19 protein-coding genes are annotated in these 23,968 nt (G+C 57.2%); 13 read left to right on the top strand and 6 right to left on the bottom strand.

The features are described from left to right. Nucleotides 1–3: 3 nt before the first annotated feature. From H8E27_12950 to H8E27_12925, 6 genes are all read left to right on the top strand, one after another. Entirely contained in the window at nt 4–2,655 is a 2,652-nt protein-coding gene (locus tag H8E27_12950) for a VCBS repeat-containing protein (GenBank protein ID MBC8326523.1), read from the top strand. 69 nt (nt 2,656–2,724) lie between these two features. Next, nucleotides 2,725–4,182, top strand: a complete 1,458-nt coding sequence (locus H8E27_12945; protein ID MBC8326522.1) for an aldehyde dehydrogenase family protein — start codon at nt 2,725–2,727, stop codon at nt 4,180–4,182. Between the two features lie 77 nt (nt 4,183–4,259). Then, nucleotides 4,260–5,117 carry a fumarylacetoacetate hydrolase family protein gene (locus H8E27_12940; protein MBC8326521.1) on the top strand — a complete coding sequence of 286 codons (858 nt, stop codon included), beginning with the start codon at nt 4,260–4,262 and terminating at the stop codon, nt 5,115–5,117. A 94-nt stretch (nt 5,118–5,211) separates the two neighbouring features. Further along, entirely contained in the window at nt 5,212–5,574 is a 363-nt protein-coding gene (locus H8E27_12935; GenBank protein MBC8326520.1) for a hypothetical protein, read from the top strand. Between the two features lie 102 nt (nt 5,575–5,676). Continuing rightward, nucleotides 5,677–6,414 (top strand): hypothetical protein, encoded by a 738-nt coding sequence (locus H8E27_12930; GenBank protein MBC8326519.1) that lies wholly within the window; start codon nt 5,677–5,679, stop codon nt 6,412–6,414. Nucleotides 6,415–6,584: 170 nt separating this feature from the next. After that, on the top strand, nt 6,585–7,322 hold the full coding sequence (locus H8E27_12925) for a hypothetical protein (GenBank protein ID MBC8326518.1): 738 nt from the start codon (nt 6,585–6,587) through the stop codon (nt 7,320–7,322). Nucleotides 7,323–7,391: 69 nt separating this feature from the next. Here the strand turns inward: H8E27_12925 and H8E27_12920 are convergent, their stop codons facing one another. Beyond that, complete coding sequence (locus H8E27_12920; GenBank protein ID MBC8326517.1) at nt 7,392–8,879, bottom strand: succinylglutamate desuccinylase/aspartoacylase family protein; 1,488 nt, start codon at nt 8,877–8,879, stop codon at nt 7,392–7,394. Here H8E27_12920 and H8E27_12915 point away from each other — a divergent pair. After that, nucleotides 8,842–9,675, top strand: coding sequence for a hypothetical protein (locus tag H8E27_12915; protein MBC8326516.1), 834 nt, complete (start codon nt 8,842–8,844; stop codon nt 9,673–9,675). The genes H8E27_12920 and H8E27_12915 overlap by 38 nt on opposite strands. Nucleotides 9,676–9,979: 304 nt before the next feature. Here the strand turns inward: H8E27_12915 and H8E27_12910 are convergent, their stop codons facing one another. From H8E27_12910 to H8E27_12900, 3 genes are all read right to left on the bottom strand, one after another. Further along, a complete protein-coding gene (locus tag H8E27_12910) occupies nt 9,980–10,789 on the bottom strand; it encodes a class I SAM-dependent methyltransferase (protein MBC8326515.1) in 810 nt (269 codons plus the stop codon). Between the two features lie 11 nt (nt 10,790–10,800). Beyond that, nucleotides 10,801–13,194, bottom strand: a complete 2,394-nt coding sequence (locus H8E27_12905; protein ID MBC8326514.1) for a M1 family metallopeptidase — start codon at nt 13,192–13,194, stop codon at nt 10,801–10,803. A gap of 159 nt (nt 13,195–13,353) precedes the next feature. Beyond that, the gene (locus H8E27_12900; GenBank protein MBC8326513.1) at nt 13,354–14,115 is read right to left on the bottom strand and encodes a Bax inhibitor-1/YccA family protein; all 762 of its coding nucleotides are present in this window, start codon (nt 14,113–14,115) and stop codon (nt 13,354–13,356) included. Nucleotides 14,116–14,257: 142 nt separating this feature from the next. On the opposite strand from H8E27_12900, the gene H8E27_12895 reads away from it, so the two are divergent. From H8E27_12895 to ychF, 5 genes are all read left to right on the top strand, one after another. Further along, nucleotides 14,258–15,748: a POT family MFS transporter gene (locus H8E27_12895; GenBank protein MBC8326512.1), complete on the top strand. Its 1,491-nt coding sequence runs from the start codon at nt 14,258–14,260 to the stop codon at nt 15,746–15,748. An 87-nt stretch (nt 15,749–15,835) separates the two neighbouring features. Beyond that, nucleotides 15,836–16,150, top strand: a complete 315-nt coding sequence (rplU, locus tag H8E27_12890) for a 50S ribosomal protein L21 (protein MBC8326511.1) — start codon at nt 15,836–15,838, stop codon at nt 16,148–16,150. 12 nt (nt 16,151–16,162) lie between these two features. Next, nucleotides 16,163–16,429 carry a 50S ribosomal protein L27 gene (gene rpmA / locus H8E27_12885; protein MBC8326510.1) on the top strand — a complete coding sequence of 89 codons (267 nt, stop codon included), beginning with the start codon at nt 16,163–16,165 and terminating at the stop codon, nt 16,427–16,429. A 70-nt stretch (nt 16,430–16,499) separates the two neighbouring features. Further along, nucleotides 16,500–17,615 carry a GTPase ObgE gene (gene obgE / locus H8E27_12880; protein ID MBC8326509.1) on the top strand — a complete coding sequence of 372 codons (1,116 nt, stop codon included), beginning with the start codon at nt 16,500–16,502 and terminating at the stop codon, nt 17,613–17,615. A gap of 43 nt (nt 17,616–17,658) precedes the next feature. Continuing rightward, nucleotides 17,659–18,762, top strand: a complete 1,104-nt coding sequence (ychF, locus tag H8E27_12875; protein MBC8326508.1) for a redox-regulated ATPase YchF — start codon at nt 17,659–17,661, stop codon at nt 18,760–18,762. Nucleotides 18,763–18,788: 26 nt separating this feature from the next. Here ychF and H8E27_12870 read toward each other — a convergent pair whose 3' ends face one another. Then, nucleotides 18,789–20,933, bottom strand: a complete 2,145-nt coding sequence (locus tag H8E27_12870) for a hypothetical protein (GenBank protein ID MBC8326507.1) — start codon at nt 20,931–20,933, stop codon at nt 18,789–18,791. Between the two features lie 113 nt (nt 20,934–21,046). Between H8E27_12870 and H8E27_12865 the strand changes: the two genes are divergently transcribed. Beyond that, the gene (locus H8E27_12865) at nt 21,047–21,853 is read left to right on the top strand and encodes a sugar phosphate isomerase/epimerase (protein ID MBC8326506.1); all 807 of its coding nucleotides are present in this window, start codon (nt 21,047–21,049) and stop codon (nt 21,851–21,853) included. On the opposite strand, the gene H8E27_12860 is transcribed toward H8E27_12865, so the two are convergent. After that, nucleotides 21,846–23,948 (bottom strand): sodium/solute symporter, encoded by a 2,103-nt coding sequence (locus H8E27_12860; protein ID MBC8326505.1) that lies wholly within the window; start codon nt 23,946–23,948, stop codon nt 21,846–21,848. The genes H8E27_12865 and H8E27_12860 overlap by 8 nt on opposite strands. Nucleotides 23,949–23,968 lie beyond the last annotated feature (20 nt).

Genomic DNA, 23,968 nt, shown 5'->3' with positions numbered 1-23,968 from the left:
CTGATGTTGCAACGAACAATCATTTTGGGGGCGGCACTGTTAATCGGTCTCTCAGGCTGCAGCCGAAAGCGACCGGCGGCCCCCGCATCCCCAACCGGGGAAAAAACGAACCCTGCCAACGGCGGAGCCGCCGGCAAATCGGCAACCCGCGAGGTGCGCCTGCTGCACACATTACAAGGCCATCGAGGTTCGATCTGGAGCGTGGCGTGGAACCCGAACGGCAAACAAATTGCCACCGGAAGCTGGGATCATACCATCAAGTATTGGAATGCCGACACAGGCAAATTACAGCACTCTATGCGCGGGCACAAAAACCGGGTCCACAAAATTGCCTGGAGCCCGGATGGCAAACACTTGGCCAGCTGCGGCTGGGATGGGGAAATTAAGATTTGGGATGGCACTTGGCTCGAACACTCGTTGTCCGGCCATTCGTCAGTTGCCTTTTGCATTGCGTGGAGCCCGGACGGCAAACGATTGGCCAGCGGAAGTCCGGATCAATCCGTACGAATTTGGGATACGGAAAACGGCAAACTGCTACATCTGCTCGAAGGCCATACCGGCACCGTATGGAATGTGGCGTGGAGCCCGGACGGCAAACGGTTGGCCAGCGGAAGTAACGATAACACGATCAAAATATGGGACGCACAATTCGGTGCGTTGGCACATACACTGACAGGGCATGAGGGGGGCGTCTGGACCACAGCGTGGAATCCGGATGGCCAACGCCTGGCCAGTGGCAGCGACGACCGCACCGTGCGGATTTGGAATGCCACCACCGGCCGTTCAATCCACATCCTGCAAAGCCATCAAGCGTGCGCTCATTGTGTGACGTGGAATCGTGCCGGTGACCGGTTAGCCAGCAGTAGCTGGGATACAACCGCAAAAGTGTGGGATCCCAGCCAAGGTAAGTTGTTGCAAACCTTAAGCGGCCACACCGGCTTCATTAATTTAATCCAATGGAGCCCGGGCGATCAACAATTGGCCACGGCCAGCGATGACGGTACGGCCAACGTTTGGAACGCCAAAACCGGTCAGCTGCTCGATAGCCTCGGAGGACATTCCAGCGCGGTCCATAGTTTGGCTTGGGATCCGAACGACGGGCGCCTGGCCGTGAGTAGCTTCGATGGAAAAGTAAATTTATGGGGTATCACCGGCACCCACTCCCCGCCGGCCAAACCTCCCGCACCCGACCCCGCGTCCGAATATAAACATTCCCCCACCGAACTGGAGCAGCTGAAAAACGGTGAGGCGGTTTCCAAAACCCTATGCGTCACTTGTCATGTGCGGCCGGAGCCCTCAATTTTGAGCAGTGAAAAATGGGATCTCGCACTCCAACGGATGATGCCGTGGCTGGGGATGATGCCGCCGCATACCGGCCTGGCATCCACCAACGGATTTGAACGCGTGCTGGCCGCCAATATTTTTCCGGCCGCCCCGGTCATGTCGGTAAAGCAGTGGACTGATGTCTGCTATTATTACATCGAAAAATCTGAGTACGAAAAACCCGTCACCCTGAATCCCAACCCGCCTGAATTGCTTCAATTATTTGCCGTGGAACACCCCGCCACCCCGTTTGACGCGCATTGCATGCACGTCAACATTGGCGCAGAAAATTTATGGGTCGCGCACGAGCCCACCCGCACATTGCACCGGCTCGGCTCGGACGGTAAGTGGCGTAAACCCATTAACCCCGGTGGATCAGTTTCCCGCTGGCAACTCGATAAAACCGGCGCTTGGGGCACGCTCATCGGCAGCTTCCGGCCCTCAGTCGATCCCCGCGGCGCGCTGGTGCGATGGGAGCAAGGCAAAACCACTCCGCTCCTCCCAACCCCCCTGCACCGGCCGGCGGATGTGTTGCCCGTGGATCTCAACAACGACGGCCGCGAAGACCTCGTGGTTTGCGAATATGGTCACATGCTCGGCAGCGCATTTTGGCTGGAAAATACCGGCGGAACTTTCAAGCGCCACCCGTTGCTGAACCAGCCCGGCTCCGTCAGCGTAGCCAGCGCCCACTTTAATGACGACGGCATCCCGGACTTCGCCATTCTCACCGGCCAAGCACGTGAGGCCGTTCATTTATTTATCAGCACCGGGCCGGGCAAATTCGATCACCGCGAAATCCTCAAGCGCCACCCCGCATGGGGCCACACCCACATAGAAATCTTGGATTTCAATCGGGACGGCCACCCCGATTTACTCATCACCAATGGGGACAACGGTGAGGTCAATCCCGCACCCATCAAATCTTACCACGGTGTGCGACTGCATTTGAACGACGGCCATAATCAATTTCGCGAAGCGCTGTTCCACCAACAACCCGGCGCGTTCCGGGCCGTGGCTCATGATTTCGATGGCGATGGGGATCTCGACATCGCCTCCACCGCCTTCTTTGCCGACTACCAACGCGACCCCGCCGGCGGGTTTGTTTTCCTTCGTCAAGACCAACCCCTGAAGTTCACCCCGCTCGCCTTGCCCGCCGCCGACAGTCGCTGGTTGGCAATGGACGCCGGCGATCTCGATGGTGATGGCGATGTAGATATTGTTCTCGGCGCGTACAACAACGGCCCCTCCGAAAGCGGCTACCCCACCGCCATTCGAGTCCGTTGGCAGGCAAACCCCGTGCCCCTGATCATTCTGCGTAACCGCTCCAAATAGCCACGAACCGGAGCAAGGCGGAACTTGCCCCACCCATCGCGTTGCGGCACACTTGCGGCTTACAGATTTATGAAGCAGTACAAAAATTTCATTAATGGCGAATGGGTGTCCGCCGTTTCGGGCGACACGCACACCAATCTCAACCCCGCCGACACGCGCGAGGTGGTCACCGAATATGCGCTGGGTGGACGCGCCGAAGCGCAGGCGGCGATCGATGCCGCGCAAACGGCTTTCCCCGCGTGGCGGGCGACGACGGCACCCGCTCGCGGGAAAATTCTCAGCGCGGTAGCCAACATCATCGCCGGTCGCAAAGATGAGCTGGCGGAAATTCTTTGTCGCGAAGAAGGCAAAACCAAAGTGGAAGCCGGAATGGAAGTCGGTCGCACGGTCGATATTTTTCGGTTTATGGCCGGGCTGAGCTACACCATCGGTGGCAGCGTGGTGCCGCACGATTTGCCGAACAACATGCTCTTCACCAAACGCGAGCCGCTCGGCGTCGTGGCACTCATCACCCCGTGGAATTTTCCCATTGCGCTCCCCGCGTGGAAGCTCGCGCCCGCGTTGGTGAGCGGCAACACCGTCGTGCTCAAGCCCGCCACCCAGGCACCCGCGATGGCCCTCGAACTCGCGCGCGCCTTCGATGAGGCGGGTTTGCCCGCGGGCGTGCTCAACGTCGTCGTCGGCAGCGGCAAAGAAGTAGGCGATGAACTGGCCAATCACGAAGCGGTGCAGGCGCTTTCCTTCACCGGCTCGCACGACGTGGGCCACGGGATTTATCAGCAACTCGCCCCGCGCATGACCCGCGCGCAAATGGAAATGGGCGGCAAAAATCCAACCATCGTACTCGCTGATGCCGATCTTGATTTCGCGGCAAAAATCGTCGGACTCGCCAGCTTCGGCCAAACGGGCCAAGTTTGCACTGCGACCAGTCGCGTGATTGTGAGTGAAGAGGTGGCGGACGAGTTCACCGAAAAACTCATCGCCGAAGCCCAATCCCGCAACGTGGGCAACGGGATGAACGATGGCGTGACAATGGGTCCCGCCGTGAGCGCCGGCGAATTGGACGGCAATCTCGATTACATCAAAATCGCCAATGACGAAGGCGCCGAATGCGTTTGGGGCGGCGAACGCCTCGGCGAAGGCGATCTCGAGCACGGCCATTTTATGAGCCCCGCCGTAATCGCCAATGTGAAAAATTCCATGCGCATCGCGCAGGAAGAAGTCTTCGGCCCCGTGGTGGGCGTCGTAAAAGCCGGCGACTTTGACGAAGCCATCGCGCTCGCCAACGACATCGAGTACGGCCTCAGCGCGTCCATCATCACCCGTGACATCACCAAAGCGATGCGCTACACCGACCAAATCGAAGCGGGCGTCGTGAAGATCAACCAAATCTCCACCGGCCTCGCCCTGCAAGCCCCCTTCGGCGGCGTCAAACATTCCAGCACCAACAACTTCAAAGAACAGGGCCAAACCGCCATCGACTTTTACACGAGAGTGAAATCAGTTTACTTGGATTACTCAGCGTGAAGGGCTTGTAGATGGTAGGGCGTGCTCTCCAAGCGCGCCTTGGCGGTTTCGGAGAAACCGCCCTACCCGCGATCGAAATGAAACTCTGCAGATTCAAAATTAATGACGCGGCCCGCATCGGCCTTGCTGTCGATGAAACCACCCTTGCCGATCTCACCGCAGGCGGCATCCCCTCTATCACCGAATTGCTGGAAGACGCCAACGCCATTTCGCGCGTGGAGGCGCTCACGGATTTGCCGACTTACCCGCTGGCGGAAGTCACCTTGCTTGCGCCCGTGGAGCAGCAGGAAGTGTGGGCCGCAGGCGTCACTTACTTGCGCAGCAAAACGGCGCGCATGGAGGAAAGCGATTTCAGCGCCAGCGCGTACGATTTGGTTTACGATGCGCCGCGACCGGAAATTTTCTTCAAGTCGCTCCCCGAAAAAGTCGTGGGCCCAAACGAGCCCGTCGGCATTCGAGCCGATGCGACGTGGAGCGTGCCCGAGCCGGAGCTGGCGTTGGTCCTCAACTCGGGCGGACAATTCGTCGGCTGCACCATCGGCAACGACATGAGCTCGCGCGACATCGAAGGCGAAAATCTCCTCTACCTTCCGCAGGCCAAAGTGTACGACCGCTCTTGCGCCATCGGCCCGTGGCTCGTCCTCGCCCCCACCGAAGCCGAAGCCCGCGCGTGGACCATCGGCGTGGAAATCATCCGCGCAAACAAAACTGTTTTTGATGGCGAAACTTCCCTCAACAATCTCAAGCGTTCATTCGACGAATTGGCCGAATACCTTTGCCGCTCCCAATCATTCCCACACGGCGCGATATTGCTCACCGGCACCGGCGTGGTGCCGCCCGATGAATTCACACTGACCGCGGACGACCTCATCCGCATCCACATTTCCGGCATTGGCACACTGGAAAATCCGGTGGCGGTCATATATAACGGTTAATGTGAATGTAACGCTTTTTGGCCTTGTGCGTCTGGATTGAACAGTCACAATCACCTCTCACCCATAACCCATAAACCTAGAAAGAAAAAACTGAATGAAGAAACTAATGATGCTCGCGTTTGCCGCAGCCCTCGCGCTCGGCACTGCCCAGGCAGATGATAAGAAAGACGCACCAAAGAAAAAAGGAGGCAGTAACGTAATAGCGTTGGTAAAACAGCTGGATCTCAACGCGGATCAAAAGAAAACGCTCAACGCGTTTTTAAAGGAAAACCGCTCGAAATCCACGGAAATCCGCAAATTGCCCAAAGAAGAGCGCCGCGCGAAATACCAAGAAAACCGCAAAGCCATCGAAGCCAAGCTGAAAGAAATCCTCAACGAGGAACAACAAGCCAAGCTCAAAGAGTTGGTGGCCAAAAACAAGCCCGCCGGCAAAGGCAAGAAGCCCAAAAAGGACTAATCTTTCATTCCATACAAATCACAGCGGCCTGCGGGTCGCTTTTTTGTATCCAATTTAATCCAGACGCGTCTGCATTTCAGAACCGATTAACAATCACACATTATGAAAAACAAACAAACTATGCTGGCAACAGCACTCATCGCTGGCGGACTGCTCATCGCCTCCACCAGCCAAGCACAACCCGGCGAAGGCAAAGGCCAGCGTCCCGGTCAAGGCAAAGGCCAACGTCCCGGCGGCGGCTTCAACCGTTTCAACCCTTACGCTCAGCTCGACCTCACCGAGGCGCAGCAGGCAAAAATGAAAGCGGTGCAGGAGGCACAAAGCGCCACTATGCGTAAAATGTTTGAAGAACTCCGTGGCGGCGGCGGCGACCGCGAAGCCATGCGCGCTAAATTCGGCGAATTGCGTGAAAAGTTTCAGAAACAAACTGATGCCATCCTCACCGATGCGCAGAAAAAGAAACTGGCCGAAATCCGCGCCAAAGGCCCGCAACGTCCCGATCGCCCCGGCGGTGGCCAGCGCCCCGGCGGAGATGCCGGTCGGCGTGATCCTTATGCCGCGCTCAAGCTCACGGAGGCCCAAAAGAAAAAGGTCACTGAAATCCAAACCGCACAGCGCACCGAAATGCGGAAGCTTTTCAGCGGGGGCAACCGCGAAGGAATGCGCGAAAAAATGACCGCGCTACGCGAGAAAACCAACAAACAAATCGAGGCCATCCTCACCGACGAACAGAAAAAGAAGTTCAAAGAAATGCAATCCCAACGCAGCCCCGGTGGCCGTCCCGGCGGACGCGAAGGTGAAGGCAAAGGCAAACAACGCCCCGGCCGTTCGGACGCATAAAACCCACTACACACAACCCAAATTCAAGCGGCCTTCGGGCCGCTTTTTTTTGTGGTCTTGTCTGCAATCATACGAAATCAACCGTTTTCGCCCTATTTTTTGGTAGAAAATAATGGCGTAACCCCGCCCTTTTCCCGTCTAATCAGCCGCAACAATCCAAACCACACATTATGAAACAAACCCAAATCATCACCGCCCTGGCTTTGGCCGGCGTCACCGCCCTTTCCGCCAACGCACAGGATAATCCCAAGCCCAAACGCCTCCAACTGCAGGCAGCACCCTTTGCCGCCGGCGGCGCACTCATCCGCCCCGCAGTTTTCCCGCGTGGCATCGGAGGCATCAAGCTCTCCGAAGAGCAGCAGAAAAAAATGACGGTAATCCGCAAGGCCCAAAGCGAAGCTTACCGGAAGATTTACCAAAACAAAGATCTCACTCCCCAGGATAAGCGCGATCAAATGGCCGACCTGCGAGCGGATTTCCAAAAACAAATCGACGGTATTTACACGAAGGAACAAAAAGCCGAAATCGAGAAGGCCAAAAAAGCTCAGGCCGAGCGCAACGAGCAAATGAAAAAACTCCGCATCGTGCTCACCGAAGATCAACGCGCCAAACTCCAAAAAATGAATGCCAAGCGTCAGGAAGCTTATAAAGCAGTCCGCGAACTCCCGCAGGAAGAGCGACGGGACGCTTATAAAAAGCTCTCCGAGCAATACCAAAAAGACTACAACTCCATCCTCACCGACGAGCAAAAAGCGAATCAAAAGAAAATGCGCGAACTCTTCGGCAATCGCGGCGGCTTTGGCCAAGGCGGCATCCGCATCCTGCCCGCCCCCGGCGGTCGTGGTGGCGGCGTCCAACCCCGCATCCAACCGCGCCAGCTCAAAGAAGTCCCCCGCGAGAAAAAATAATCACCCTGAATTGATCCCCCCAAAAGGCGGCCTCCGGGCCGTCTTTTTTGTTGCCCAGTTTTCCCCAAGCTACTTTTTATCACCCGCCCAGAATAATCCGCGCCGCACCATTTCGTGCAGCGCTACGGATGATTCGGGATGGGGGCTGATGCAGAGCACGCGGCCTTTGCCGTATTGGCCGGCGATGATGGCGGGGGTGCCGGTCATTGTTCCTTTCTGCGGTTCGTAACAGGAAACTTCGCTGCGGAAATGCGCCAGCGGTTGAAACGCGGCGGGGCCCGCCTTGCCCATGGGCGACATAATGGGGCCGTTGTGATAGCGCACATCGAACGCGCCTATTTTACCGCCCAAGATTTTCCGGCCCGCTTTGGTGAGCTCCATTTGCACCGTGGCGGAAGGGCCGCGGTACCACATACTTTTGCGGCCCACTTTCGGGATGTCGATGCTCTTGCAAAATGTTTTGTGATTGCTGATGCCGAGCGACCATTCGTAATTGGCCGCCGCCAAATACGAGCCCGCACAGATGCCCACAAACCCGCCGCCATCAAGCACAAAATTTTGCACCGCCTTGCGTCCGGCCGGTGCCAATGCCTTGGCTTGTTTGCTGCCGCTGCCGCCGGGGAATACCGCGAGGTGAAACTGCCCCAGCACGCCATCGCGTACATCCGTCGCACCCACGCGCCGCATCACCGCGTGCCCCGCGAGCACGCGATCCACATTGCGCGGCCCATTACCTCCCGCGCCGCCGGCATCATAAATCGCCACGCGGAAACTATCCTTACCCACCAAAACGTGCGGCCCCGCCGTCGCCATTTGCAAATGCATAAGCAGCGCGTACACCATCAGCCGATGCTGCCGCGCGCGTTGGCTGCGGGGTTGATCTTTGGAAGTCGTTTCGCAAATCATCGCGTGCGCGCCCAGCCGCTCGTGCGCCGCGCGCGCCAGCGAGCCATCCACGGGATACCGCAGCCGCACAAATTTTTTCCTGGGCTCACTCACGGTCGCATTCACCGCCTTGAGCATCAGCGGCACGGCGGCATTTGAAGCGTTTGAATGCACGTCGATGATGGATGATCCGACGGATTTGGAATTGATTTGGTGAAAGTCCGTCCCCTCGTGCAAATCAATTAACCAATCCGGTTGATGCCCGATCACAAATTTCCACAACGCGATCGCCGGTTCACCCACGGGGCCTTCCTCGGAATTGGTTTTTTGAAAATTACGATTCAAGTCGCGCGTCTTGAGCGACACCCCCGGCAGAAACCGCGTGCCATCTTTCAGCCCCGGTCCGTTGGCGCGCGGCACCACGATGAGCCGCCCACGTTTCACCGGCCAATGCTGAATTTGCCCCGCGGCGCTGGCGCCCGCCGGCTCATTGCCGTGCACGCCGCCGACCACAATCACCGTCGGCCCCGGCTGGCCGCTGTCGTACACGCGCCACGCCATCGCCCACCGCGTGCCCTTGGCGATCACGCCGGTGGACACCGCCGCACCCGCACCCATCGCGCCAAACAGCACGGTGAACATCATCAACCCAAACGCCAACCATCGTCGCATCCGCAAATCGTTTGCCAGCGAGGGCAGCGCGTCAATAACTCTCGCTTTTGTTGCGGCGGGATTGTTGCCATTTTTTGGCATGCGCTGGATGTCGCTGTTTATTTTTCCGTGGCTCGCGATTGGGGTGAGTGGGGCTGATCAATCGCCGAAGGAGGTGGTGGCTTTGTGGCGGCAGTTGCCCCAGTTAGCGAAGGATACGCCGAACAAAGCTTATCGTGATTTGGACACGTGGCTGCCCAATCGCGGGTTGCGCGGGCTGTACGCCAAGGCACAGTTTGCGCTAAATGTGGCGCAGCTTGAAAAACTTTCGGACCATAAAATTTTCCGCGCGGGGCCGCATCGCAATGGCAAACTGGACTTGAACGCCGAAGGCGATTTCGGCCATTACAATCCGGCGTTTCTCAAGTGGGCTTTACAAAATGGAATTCCGGGCCGCCACGACGCCAAGCTTCGCAAGGAATTGCAGCTGGTTTATGAAAAATTTTTGAAGCGCACGGCCCGCCATTATTTTCGCACGCATAAACTGCTGCAAACGATGCCGGCGCGCGCGGCCAAGGCGCGGGACGGGTATGCCGTAATGTTGGCGGCTGAACGGGATGCGGGCGAATGGTTGCAGGAATTTTTCCGGCCAGAATCGGATCAGGCAGACAAAGCAGGGGAGGATTGGTTTGAGACCAATGTGTCGCTGGGCTTTTGGGTGCGGCGTGATTTGGACGGCTCATCCAAAGAATTCCAAGCGCTGCTCTCGGCACTGCTGCAAACGCACGACGCGGCGTGGCTCAAGCAGCCAAAATAAAGCCACTCCAATCCGCTGTTTCTTTCCATAAAAAATGCGCCCCCAATTTGATTTTTGGGTGAACCGGTGCTATGTTACAATGGTTAGTGTGGACAGGACCTAGCTGACCCAGTTGACGAGACACAGACACCAGACCGGCGGGCGCGGTTGCGTCCTTTCATTCGCGCTCGTCGGTGGCGGTGGAATCGGACATCAGGAGCCGACCCTTCGGGGCCCTCTCCGGGCGAGAAGCTCAAATTTCTCGCGCAGCTCCTAAGTTTGTCCCGCGTTCGGTTCCACCGCTATTCTTGTTTACTGGCTTAATTCAGGAACCCAAAGCTTCAGGAACCCAAAGCTTATCGGCGGCGGCGGGTTGTTCCGTGCGGCGGGCGCGGAGTTGGATGTAAGGCGCAATGAAATGGCCGCGGTATTCGAAACTGCCGGGCGCAGCGGAGGCGTCGCCGAATTTTGGCTCGGTGACCGCTTCAATCACAAACCCCGCCTCGCACAGGCCGCCGATCAAGTCTCCCCAACGATGCAGAAATTCCATCGTACCCTGTTCGCGATGCGGACCCGAACGCTTAGCGGGCGAAAGCGGGCCATCGAGAAAATACGGCTCCTCAATCACAAACCCATTCGGGCCCGGCGCGAGGTCCATTTGCAAACTGGTGGGTTGCTTGTGACGGCTGATGTAAACGCCGCCCGCTTTCATCACCCGCGCCAGCTCGCGATAGGCGATGCGGATGTCCGGCACATAACAAGTGCTCACCGGCTGCATCACCGCATCGTACTCCGCAGCGGGCAGCATCGAAAGATCATCGATGGACGTCGCCACCGTTTCTACTTGGAGCCCACGCGCCTCGGCGAGTTCATCATCCAACCGCAGCATTTCGGGGCTGATATCCACCACCGTCACCCGGGCGCCCGCGCTCGCCAGCATCGGCCCATGTCTGCCGCCGCCCGCGCCGAGGCACAGGATGCGTTGATCGGCGACTTCACCGCCGAGCCAGCCGAGTGGATCGAGAATCTCCAACGGCCGCGACATCTCATCATCCGTTGAAGGCCGCGTGAAGCGCTGGCCCTCTTTCACCCGCGCATCCCACGCGGCGCGATTGTGATCGTGAATGGGATTCATGCCCGCAACGATTAATGCTTCTTCGGCGCAGGCTTTTTGTTCTTTTCCTTTTCGGCTTCTTTTTTCTTTTTTTCTTCGGCTTCTTTGCGGGCTTTTTCTTCCTCCTTTTGTTTGTCGCGGAGGGGGTTGTTGCCGGAGGGTTTTTTGGGTTTGGAAATGCCGAAGGTGTGTTCACGGATGCGGCGGGGGAAGTAGTTGTTTTCGATATCGACGTCGGCGGTTTCGCGGTGGGGATCGATTTCGATCTTGGCGATTTTTTTGTCGGTGACGATCATCTTTGAAACAGTCTCGGGATTGCGCCGCCAGATTTGGGCGGGCAAGCGGATTTCTTCGGTGCTTTTGTCTTCGTACGTTATTTTGATCACGACGGGCATCACAAGGCCGCCGAGGTTTTTTAGGTCCACGATGTAAAACTGGCCTTTGCTTTTGAGCATGGCCTTCTCCTTTTCGCTGAGGCCTTTGAGGAGTTTCTCGTAAGCGGCGCGGTCTTTTTCGGTAACGTCGAGATCGTCGTAGTCGTTATAAAAATCTTTGAGTTCCGGAAAGGCGTCGACGCGTTTGGGGAGGGGTTTGTTGCGTTTTTGGAACAGGCGATCGGGCTCGGCATCGCGTTTGTCTTTCCGGGCGGTCTTATCTTTGTACGGATCGCGCGTGTCCATTTTGTAGTGGTGGACGTTTTCAATGGAAATGTCGGTGTGCTCAATGCCGTAAAACCAGCCGCGCCAAAACCAATCGAGATCCTGTCCGCCGGCGTCTTCCATGGTGCGGAAAAAATCGGTGGGCGTGGGGCTCTTGAACATCCAACGGCGGGCGTATTGTTTGAAGGCGTAATCGAACTGCTCGCGGCCGAGGACGCTTTCGCGCAGGATATTGAGCGCGAGCGTGGGTTTGGTATAGGCGTTGTAGCCGGTGCTTTGGAGGGAATCGGCGCCGGTCATGATGGGCATTTTATTGGGGGACTTCAGGTAACTGAGCAGTCCGCCCATGCGCTCGGGCATGATGCGCGAGGGATAATCGGCTTCCCATTCCTGTTCGGTGAGAAATTGCAGGAAGGAGTTAATACCCTCGTCCATCCACATCCACTGACGCTCATCTGAATTGACAATCATCGGAAACCAATTGTGGCCCACCTCGTGGATGATCACCGAGATGAGGCCGTACTTGGTGCGCTTGGAATAAGTGCCGTCCTTTTCGGGGCGCGGGCGTTGCCAGCAAATCATCGGGTACTCCATCCCGCCCACCGGCGCGTTCACGGAGATGGCGACGGGGTATGGATAATCAAACGTGTAGCGCGAGTACAACTCCAGCGTGTGGGCGACGGCGTGGGTGCTGTACCGGCTCCAAAGCGGCTCGCCTTCCTTGGGCCAGTAGCTCATCGCCATAATGGTTTTGCCATTCAAATTGACGCCCATTGCGTCCCACAAAAATTTTCGCGAACTGGCAAACGCAAAATCACGCACGTTGTCGGCTTTGAACACCCACGTTTTTTTGCCTTTGGCTTTTTCTTTTTCGTTGGCCTTGGCCTCGGCGAGGTTGATGATGAACACCGGCTTCTTTGACGTGCGCGCTTTGGCGAGGCGTTCGCGTTGGGTTTGGGTTAAGATTTTATCGGCATTTTGCAGCACGCCCGTGGAGGCCACCACGTGATCGGCCGGCGCGGTGATGCGCACCAGGTAATTGCCAAACTCCAACGCAAACTCGCCCGTGCCGAGGTACTGTTTATTTTGCCAGCCGGTGACATCCGTGTACGCGCACATCCGCGGGAACCACTGCGCAATGGCGTACAAATGGTTTTTGTCTTCCTTAAAATATTCGTACCCCGTGCGGCCACTGATTTTGGCGGTGTCGTTGATGTTATAATTCCACTCCACCGAAAACGTGATCGACTTGCCCGGTTTGAGCGGCGCGGGCGGGATTACGCGCATCATCGTTTGCACCACCACGTGCTTGAGCGGTTTGCCGGCGACATCCTTGACGGCAGTGATTTTGTGTCCGCCATTAAATTTCCGCTGCAATAACATCGAATCGAGTTTCTCAAAAGACAGCCCTGAAAACCCTGGCGCCGTGCGCGACTGCGCGGCGATCATTTTGGGATCCAACAAATTTTGATCCAGCTGCAGCCACAAATAATCCAGCGTGTCCTGTGAGCGATTGTGATACGTGATCGTCTCGCGGCCGGTGATGCGGTGCTTCGCTTCATCGAGTTCCACATCGATGACGTAATCCGCCCGCTGCTGCCAATAGCCCGGCCCCGGCGCGCCCGAAGCGCGGCGTGCCGCATCCGGCGTGGGCCACAGATCATCGAGTTGCTTGAAAGGATCCTTCGGCGCGGCTGACAGGGAAAACGCCAGAAGAAGACCCGCCGCGCAAACGCGACGCCAAAAAAGACTGAGTGATTTCAGCATAGGGATGGGTTGGGTTTACCCATTCCCCCCCGAAAAAGCAATGCCGGAAACGGGGCTTGTTTGACAGGGGGCTTTTGAATGAACACAGATGTTCACGATGGACAGGATGAAATTAAATCCTGAATATCCTGCTTATCTGTGTCAGAAAAATGCGATGTCTTAGCGGCTGCGCAACTTGGCCAGCAAATGGAGGATTTCGATGTACAGCCAAACGAGCGTCACCATCAATCCGAATGCACCGATCCATTCCATATATTTGGGGGCACCTTGTTCCGCGCCGTTTTCGATGAAATCAAAATCCAACACGAGATTTAATGCGGCAATGACCACCACGAACCCGCTGAACGCAATCCCGAATGTGCCCGAGCCGTGGATAAATGGAATGTTCACGCCGAACATACCGAGGATGAATGTGGCGAGGTAGATCAACATGATGCCGCCGGTGGCGGCGCACACGCCGAGCTTGAAATTTTCCGTAGCCTTAATGAGCCCGCTGCGATACGCGCCGAGCAGGGCGAACAGCACGCCAAACGTCAGCCCCACCGCTTGCACGACGATGCCCGGAAACATGGCCTCCATAAATGCCGATAACGCACCCACAAACAATCCTTTGAGGATCGCGTAACACGGCGCAGTGATAAATGCGATCGTGGGTTTGAAGTAGGTGACCAGCGCCAAAATCAAACTGCCGATCGCGCCGCCGATCATAAACAATTTCAGCTGCGGATGCATCATCAGCATCCCTTCCGAGTTGGTGCCCTGAAACACCATATTCCAAGTCACGGCCGCTGCCGCCACCAACAGCGTCAGCAGCAGGCCGGTTTTATGCACCGTGCCCATCAACGTCATCCGATCCTCGCCGGTGAGGTCGATGTGGCGGGTAAATGTGGTGTCATTTAAAACAGGATTTCCGGATCGCATCATAATAATTCCTCCAAGTTTTTGCTGAGCGCGCGCCGAGCAGTGATGACGCTACCATCAAATTGCCTTCGCGTCCATCCTCCTCTGAGAGGCGCAGAATTTCCCTCGCCTTCGCCGGCGCACTCGACAACCATCCTCCGCCATGGCCGATTCGCCTTATCTGACCGCCCCGGTGAAAAGCAAGGGCATGCCCAAAGGCATTCCGTACATCATCGGCAATGAGGCGGCGGAGCGGTTTTCGTTTTACGGGATGCGCGCTGTGCTGATGGTTTTTATGACCACCTATCTCATCCAGCCGGGGGGTGCATTGGATGTTTATACAGATCAGGAGGCGAAGAGCTGGGTGCATTTGTTTGTGGCCTCGGCTTATTTTTTCCCAGTGATCGGGGCACTGATCGCGGATGCGTTTTGGGGCAAGTACCGGACAATCATCACGCTCTCGTTGGTGTATTGCGCCGGGCACGGGTGTCTGGCGTTCATGGGGGTGATGGGCGACACGAAGGGATGGTTGCTGGCGGGACTATTCCTGATCGCGGTGGGCTCGGGGGGCATCAAGCCGTGTGTGTCGGCGCATGTGGGAGATCAGTTTGGCAAATCCAACGGGCACTTGCTGAGCAAAATCTTCGGCTGGTTTTATTTTTCAATCAACCTGGGCGCGTTTGCCAGCGGCATGCTCACGCCATTTTTGCTGGAAGCCACCGCGGGCGAAGGGATGGGCGCCAAGCTCTATCCCCACGTGCAATGGTTGGTGGGGACCAAGGGCCCAGGCGAGGTATTGTTCGGGCCTCATTATGCGTTTGGGTTACCAGGCGTTTTGATGGCGCTGGCAACCTGGGTTTTTTGGATGGGCCGCCATAAATTTGTTCACATCCAAGCCCGCGGGAAGGCATATTTTTCAGAAACATTTTCCCGTGACGGGCTCAAGGTCATCGGCCGCATCTGTGTGGTGTTTGCCTTCATCATTGTGTTTTGGTCGCTGTTCGATCAACTGGGCACCACTTGGCTGATCCAAGCCAAAAGCCTGAACCGGGTGATCCCGGAGGGCATCCCGTGGATTGGGGGCCAGGAATTGTTGCCGGCACAAATCTCGGCGGTATTCAATCCGCTGTTCATACTGTTGCTGATCCCGGTGTTTAATTACGGGATTTATCCGCTCATCAACCGGGTATTTCCCCTCACGCCCCTGCGCAAAATTGGCATCGGCCTGTTTGCCATGAGCGCGGCCTTCAGCATGGTGGCGGTGGTGCAAATGGTCGTAGACGGCGGCGGCACCCCACACATGGGCTGGCAAATCCTCGCCTGCGCCCTGCTCACCGCGGCGGAAGTCATGGTTTCCATCACCGGCTTGGAATTTGCCTACACGCAGGCCCCGCGCCAAATGAAGTCATTTGTCCTGGCGCTGTTCCTGCTCACCGTGTCGCTGGGCAATTTTCTGACCGCCGGGGTCACCTGGCTCAACACGGCTGAAGACGGTAATTCTCGGTTAAGCATGACGCAGGAATTATGGTTCTGGGCCGGCTTGATTTTTCTGGTCGCCGCCGTCTTTGTGCCCGTGGCAAAGGCATATCAGCCCAAGGAATACTTGCAGGACGAGGCTGAAGACAGCGAAACTGAGGCCCCGACCGCCAGCTAAATTTCTCGGAAAGACCTGTTGACACGGGGGGGTGTTTCTGGTCTATTCCCCGTCCCTTTTCGCAGTTTTAGGACAATTTTTAAGCTTATGTATGCAGTATTTGAAACCGGCGGCAAACAGTACCGCGCCTCGGCTGGCGAACTCCTGAAAGTGGAGTTGCTCGGCAGTGACAATGGCGCCACGGTAACGTTTGACCGCGTGTTACTCGTGAACAACGACGGCAAAGTCACCATCGGCGCACCCACCGTGGAGAACGCAACCGTCACCGGCGAGGTGGTGGAATCGGAGCGCAAGGACAAGAAGGTCGTCATTTTTAAAATGAAACGCCGCAAGCACAGCCGCACCAAGAACGGCCATCGCCAGCGCCATTCGATTGTGAAGATCACCGACATCAAAGTTTAACCCCGCAGAAAAATGGCACATAAAAAAGGACAGGGCTCCGTTAAGAACGGCCGCGACAGTAACCCCAAAAGCCTCGGGCTCAAAGTGGGCAACCAACAGCTCGTCAACGCCGGCACCATTCTCATCCGCCAACGCGGCACCAAATGGCACAAAGGCGCCAACGTGGGCATCGGCCGCGACCATACGCTGTTCGCGCTGGAAACCGGCCGCGTGATGTTCGACAAAACGCGGGGCAAAAGCCGCGTGAACATCGAGCCAGTGGCCACGGTGCAAAACTAGTCGCCAACAAAATCAAGTTCACGGCGAGGCCCTGTGCCTCGCTTTTTTTTGCCCCGCCAATCATCCCGCAATGTTCATTGACCAAGTCAAAATTTACGCCCGCGCCGGGCACGGTGGGCGCGGTTGCGTCTCGTTTCGGCGCGAATCCTTCGAGCCCATGGGCGGGCCCGATGGCGGCGATGGCGGGCGCGGCGGCACTGTGATCCTCGAGGCCAGTCACGATCTCAATAATTTGATCGCGCAATTTTATGTGCCGCGCCTTATCGCCAAAAATGGCAACCCCGGCGAAGGCGCAAAGAAGACCGGCAAATCCGGCAAAGATATTATCATCAAAGTCCCCTGCGGCACGGTGGTTTGGAAACTGGCCGACCCCACACCCGCCGAAGCGGAAACGGACGGCGACCGCGTGGAAAATTCCGCAGGCGAACAGGCGATGGAAATTGACCTCGAAGCTGATGATGCCCCGCCCGCGCCGGAGCTGGCCATCGGCGAGGAAGCCGAACTCGTCGTGGACCTCACCGAGCACGGTGAGCAATTCATCCTCTGCACCGGCGGACGCGGCGGGCAGGGCAATCATCACTTCGCCACGCCGCGCAACCAAGCACCGCGCCACGCCCAACCCGGCGAACCCGGCGGCGAAGGCAATTATCATTTCGAGCTGCGATTGATGGCCGACATCGGCCTTGTCGGTTATCCGAACGCCGGCAAGAGCACGTTGCTCAACGCCATCTCCCACGCCAAGCCGAAGATCGCCGCGTATCCATTCACCACACTGCACCCGCAAATCGGCGTGGTGGAAATGGACGGCTGGGAACGCTACACGGTTTGCGACATCCCCGGCATCATCGAGGGCGCCCACAACAACGTCGGCCTCGGGCACGCTTTTCTGCGGCACATTCGCCGTTGCCAAACGCTGTGCGTCATCCTCGATATGGCCGGCACGGACGACCGCAATCCGTGCGATGACTACGAAAAAATTCTGCGCGAGCTGGAGCTGTACGACGAAGCGATGCTCGCCGTGCCCCATCTCGTGGCGGCCAACAAAATGGACGAAGATGCGTCCACCGATTACCTCGCCGAATTTCGCCAACGCTTCCCCAAAATCGAAGTCCTCGAAATCATGGCCGCCATCGACGAAGGCGTGCCCGAGCTAAAGGAACGCTTTCGCGAAGCGGCCCGTGCGTAAATCACTTTCACCCATCACTCATTTCCCCTAACCTCCGCGCCCCATGTTACGAGCTGGTATCGTCGGACTGCCCAATGTGGGCAAGTCTACCCTGTTTAACGCACTGACCCGCACCCGCAAGGCGGAGTCGGCCAACTATCCCTTTTGCACGATTGATCCCAACCTGGGCGTCGTCACCGTGCCCGACAAACGCCTTGCGCCGTTGGCCAAAATTGAAAACTCCGAGGAGATGATTCCCGCCGTGTTTGAGTTTGTGGACATCGCCGGATTGGTGGCCGGCGCGTCGCAGGGCGAGGGGATGGGCAACCAATTCCTCAGCCACATCCGCGAGGTGGATGCCGTGGTGCAAGTGATTCGGTGTTTTGAGGATGAGGATATCCATCATGTTGCCGGCAGCGTGGATCCTGTTCGCGATATTGAAACGATCACCACCGAGCTCATCCTGGCTGACCTCGATAGCCTGCGCCGCCAACTACACAAGCTCGAGAAAGACGCCAAACGTGGCGATGCGGACGCCGCAGCCAAACTGGCTGTGGTGCAAAAACTTGAGCCCCATCTGGACGCCGGCAAACCCGCCATCACGCTTGAATTGGAGTCCGAGGAGCAAATCACCGCGCGCGGATTATTCCTGCTCAGCGCCAAGCCTACTATCCTCGCCGCCAATGTGAAAGATAGCGACCTCGCCGAGGCAGATGCGAATCCCTTCGTGCAACAAGTCCGCGACTACGGCCGCGAACATCACGGATGCGATACGGCAATCATCAGTGCCCAAATCGAAAGCGAATTGGCCGACCTCGATGAAGCCGAAGCCGCCGATTTTCTGGCCGACCTTGGCGTGGCCGAAAGTGGCGTGGGCCAACTCATCCGCGCCGCCTATCATTTACTCGGCCTTCGCACCTACTTCACCTGCGGCCCCAAAGAAACGCGCGCGTGGACCATCCGCGTTGGCGACACTGCGCCCCAAGCGGCCGGCGTCATCCACACTGATTTCGAGCGCGGCTTCATCAAGGCCGAAACCGTGGGGTACGACGATCTCATTTCCCACGGCTCCATTTTGGCTGCCAAAGAAAAAGGATTATATCGGCAGGAAGGCAAAGAATACATCGTGCAGGATGGCGATGTGATTTTGTTTAAGTTCAACGTGTGATCGGCGCCTCCAAACGAACAGCACCTTCACTCATTAAAAATCTTGGGCCGCGTTGCCGATTCGCAACAAGCCTTTTCATCGGCGGAATAAGCAATGTGCTTGCCGGGAAGCGTATCCAGGAAAAATATAAATTCCAGTTGCGCTGTCGCGCCGCGTTCGTTCACGAACTTATCCATAATGCCGTTCGGCGTTACCACATTTTTGCCGAGCACGCTCTCCAGTTTGAACTCCAGCAGATCACCAAAGGAATAATACAACAACTCGCTGCACACCAACTTACTTTCATCGGTGAAATCAAATCCAAAATCATAAGCGCGCCCGTGGTAGCCAAACGCTTTATGGATGACTTTACGGATGGCCGCAGTCCTGTCCTCAGGTTTATTAAATATCGGACGCAGCACGGCCACGTAATCCGCGTGCATCGAATGCTCGGCACTGGTGAACACGACGCCCTCGCTTATCGCCTCGATGATCACGCGCGGGTGGCCGTGCTCGGGGCGTTGATGCGCCGCGCGCGCTTCGGCATCGAGCTCGGAATAGTTGATGCCCATTGCTTCCAGTTCCGCGGGCGTGCCCACGTACAGCGCGCAGTGCGGCCAAAAGCCGGGCAGGAATGCGTTGGATAAATACCAGTTGCGCCGTTCGAGTATGATGTCGCCGGGCAGCAGTTGGGTCTTGGGATCGTTAAGCGTCATCTGAATGAGATGCTCGGAGATAAATGGATCGCGCCGGACGATGCGGGTGTCGCCCATGAAGGTGGCCATCATTTTTTGTGCCTCGTAAAACGGCACGTTCACGTCCTGCTCAAGTTGCCGCCCGATGCGCGAAAACCACGCGCGCACTGGATGGAGATCGGTCTCTTTCACCGCGTCCTGTCCGCGATGGATGCGCCCCTCCAGCCAGGTCACATCCGTGCCGGGCAAGCCTTCGCGATCCCAACGCGCGATGTGTTTTTCGAAATGCCCGCCGTAGGTTGCAAATAATTTCAGGTGATGCCGGTCGGTCACGCTGTGGTACACGATTTCAAATTGGCCCGGCTTAAGCCAGCCGGGTTCACCTTCGTTGAGCTTGGCGCGCGCATGATCGTTATCGCGATACTTCGTCACAAACTCCCGGCCCGCCTCCAGCGCCACCGCCGCCGCGGCGTAGCCGGTGAGGAAGCAACGGTCGCGCAGCGTTTCCTCCCGCACTTTTTTGAAGCCGATGTACACCCGCGCCAGATGAATCAGTTCTTTACGATAGCCGATGTAGCGGATGAACAAATGCCGAATTTGCCGGCTTTCCTCCGGTTGATAATCCTCCGTGCCTTCCCGCTTCATGCGATCGGCAATGCGTTGGTGCAGCTCAGCCGAATCCTGCCGCAGATGGTCCATCCCCTCGGCAAGTTTTTTGAGCCGCACCGAATCGCGGTTCAATTGTGTTTCCAACTCCGCGTCGGGAATGTCGGCCAGCATCGAGTGCGCGTTATCAAACGGACTGGGCGGCGGCATCGTCAGGCGGCCAAAATAAAAACTTCCCGCGCAGAGCACGCCCAACCCCACCGTCATCAATGCCGGCCGCATCCAGCGCGGCAGGGGCCGAACGTTCTTGGGACGTTTTTTTAGCCACCGGCCGATGATGACCAATGACCCTCCCGTCGCGCCCACCGCCAGCACGGTGACCGCCCAATGCCACCAAGCGGGCAGCGTCGAAAATGGGCTAACCCGAAACGCCAGCCCGACCAACAATGCCCCCAGCCCCGCCGTGAAGCCCAGCGTCGCGCGGCCGGATTCCCATTCCCACCGTGCGCCCGCGCGCCACAACACTTGCAGCCAGCCCAAGCCCACCGCCGTCACCACCGTGCCCCACCACAGCCGCCAGCCGATCACCGAGGGTTGCACCCGCCAGCTTTCGCTCCACACCAATAATTGGAAAAAAATCTGCGACGCCGCCACAAAACTGAGGGCCGCTATTCCTAATCGCGTGAGCCGTCCGTCCAACGGATGCGCCATCCGCGCAAACGCCGCACCCGTCAGAACGCCAAACGCGCAAAACGCCAGCTGCCCCATCGGTGCTTGAAACCGCCCCAATAAAAACCCACCCAACAGCAACAGCAGCAAAACCAAAACGGCGCTCCACTGGATCATCCGATACCAAGGCCGCCAAATCAGTGATTTGTCCGGTTGAGACATCACCGGAGGGTAAAGGACAAAGCCCCCATTACCAATTCCCAATTGGAGGGTTGGGATACACGAATCGTGTCCCCGCCTTGAAATTCGCAGCGAACCCTTTACCCTCGGCGCCGATGCAATTTTGTTTAAACACCAGCACCATCAAGCCGCAGCCGATTCTTAAAAAAATCGAATTGGCGGGCACTGCCGGTTACGACGGCATCGAGCTTTGGCTCAATGACATTTACGACCACATCGGCCGCGGCGGTGAGGTTAGCGATGTGGAAAACGCGTTGGCCGATCACGGCCTCATCGTGCCCAGCGTCATCGCCATCCGCCAATGGGGCGATCAAGACGGCTGGGAATTCGAGCTGGTGAAAGATGAAGCGCGACGGCGCTTTGCACTGGCCGCACGATTGGGCGCGCCGTACATCGTCGCCACGCCGCCGCTTGAACTGGCACGACAGGATCACCTGCCCGCACGCTACCGCGACCTATTGCAAATCGGCCGCGAGGAGGGCATCCGGCCCACGTTCGAATACATCAGTTTTTTCAAAAGCGTTTACAATCTTGCCGATGCCTGGCGCATCGTGCAGGAAACCGATGACGAGGATGCCACACTCATTCTTGATGCCTTTCACACGTGGAACAGCAGCTCGGATTTGGAGTTGCTGCGCGATATCCCCGCGGAAAAAATCAGCCATTATCACATCGACGACGCGCATCCCGACAAAGCCGCGGGCACTCAAACCGATCCGGACCGGGTCATGCTTGGCGAAGGTCAAATCGATCTCGCAACAGAAATTTCCGGGTTAAAGGAAATTGGCTACGACAAAACGATGAGTCTGGAATTGTTCAACGCAGAGGCGTGGGAGAAGGATCCGCTGGAGGTGATTACGATTGGTTTGGAACGAATGCAGGCGCTTTGGGCAGCTACTTAAAATAGTACATCATAAACACCGCACTGGCCGCCAGCAGCCCGGCCCAAAATCGGTCTTCACGCAGCAGGCTGTACGCGCGTCCTTTGGCCGCAGCGGTGAGCACCACCTTGAAGAGCGAATCCATAAACATCATAAACGTCCATACCCCCGCCACCATACCCGCGGCCATGGGCGAAATCAGTTGACCCGTCATCAGCACCCCCAGCATCGCGTACACCAGCATCGACCCCAGCAGCTTCATACCAAAATGTTGCAAATCAGCCGGCCGAATTAGGTTGAGCCCCGTCCAAGTCATCCTGCTCTTAGCCTCATCCGGTTCTTCGTTGCCGACAAACATCCGGTAAAATCCTGCCCCGCATAGCGCACAAATGAGACAGAGCATCGCGCCCGACATCATGAAATGATGCCCGCCCATCCAATCGGTCATCGCCGAGGAATACAGAAAAATGCAAAACATGGACAATACGCCCGCCAAGATGAGCGTGCCGGCTTTTCGCTGGAAATCACTCGCGCGTGCCAGGTTGCTGATCGCCGCATTGGCGATCAAGGCGAAGATAAAGGCCATGAACACGCTATGGAAAAAATTCAATTCGTAGCCGAAAAATCGGGTGACGCCGGGGCTATCCGACCAAACCGCCACGTAAAAGGAAGGCAACCCATACGACACCACCACGCCCGTGATGATCGAGGCAAAACCGCCCGCGGCCGTCGCGCCGCGCCACAGCATCCCCAGCAAGAATGCCGCCACCACGCCCGCCACCAACCGGCTTTGATGCTTGGCTACATAAGTGAAAAAGGGCTCTTTGGAGTTGGGATCAAAGACCGCAATCGTCAGCAACGCCGCCCCCGCCACCATCGCCACAATCAACCAACGGCCGACACGCACCAATTGTTCATCGGTGGCTTCGGGGTTGATGAATTTTTTGTAAAAATCAAACGTGATCAGCGTGGAGGCGGAGTTGAGCATGGAATCCACGCTGGAAAGGATTGCTCCAATCAGTCCGGCGGCCACCAGCCCCACCAAGCCCGGCACCGCCAGCGGCGCCACTACTTCACGCAACAGCATGGGGAAGGCCGTATCCCCATCGAGCGTGACCCCCGGCATGGTTTGCTTGAATAAATAATACGCCGCGATGCCCGTACCGATGGAGACAAAGGGGATGAGCAGTTTGAAAAAACCTGCCGTGATAATGCCCGCGCGCGCGTCTTTGAGCGACCGCGCCGCCAGCGCGCGCTGCACGACGAATTGGTTGGCGCCCCAATAATACATATGCAGCACCATCAATCCTGAGAGCATGCCCGTCCACGGCCGTTGCGGGTGATCGCTCGGCAAATACAAATGCAGCATGTCTTTACCCTGCACCACTTTGTCCAACTCACGGCCTTCGTCGAATTTCACCATCGTAGCCCAACCGCCAATGAGATCGTGGTTAAACGTGCACCACGCCACGATCAACATGCCCAGCAAAATGAACACGGACTGAATCGCATCAGTCACAATCACCGCCCGCAGGCCGCCCACCACCGTGTACACCCCCGCCACCAACGCCATAATGATCACTCCGGCGACGTAATAGCCTTGATTGATTTGGATGCTTTGCCCCGCTTGCACTGCCGCCTTCATTTGCTCCGGTTCGGCCAATAAAATATTCACCGCGCGCGAGCCCACATAAAAAGCCGGCAAAATCATAATCAACACAATGATCACCAGCATGATTAGCGCGTACGCCATGCGGCTGCGGTCATCAAAGCGGCGAGCAAGATAATCGGAGAGCGTGTACACGTGCAGCTTGCGGTACATCGGCAGGAAAAAATAACAGAGCATCAATAAGCCCGCGATGGCGGTGATCTCGAATTGGCTCTCCACAAAGCCGAGCGTGAAGCCGATGGCCATGAATCCCACCATGTGGTTGGCCGAAACATTAGTGCCAAACACCGAACCGGCCACGCCCCACCACGGGATGTCTTTATCGGCAAGAAAATAGCTTTGCGCAGAATCACTCGACTTGCGGCCGGCCCACAGGCCCACGGCCATCACTGCCAGCAGCGAGCCGAAGAATACCACGAAATCTGTTGTCGAGAGTATGCCGTCCATAGTCGAAAGCTGTGCGCAGC

The organism is Limisphaerales bacterium, assembly GCA_014382585.1.
In the GTDB taxonomy this organism is placed as follows: domain Bacteria; phylum Verrucomicrobiota; class Verrucomicrobiia; order Limisphaerales; family UBA1100; genus JACNJL01.
Note: the sequence above shows the minus strand (reverse complement) of the source record. Positions and strands in the feature narration are given on the sequence as shown.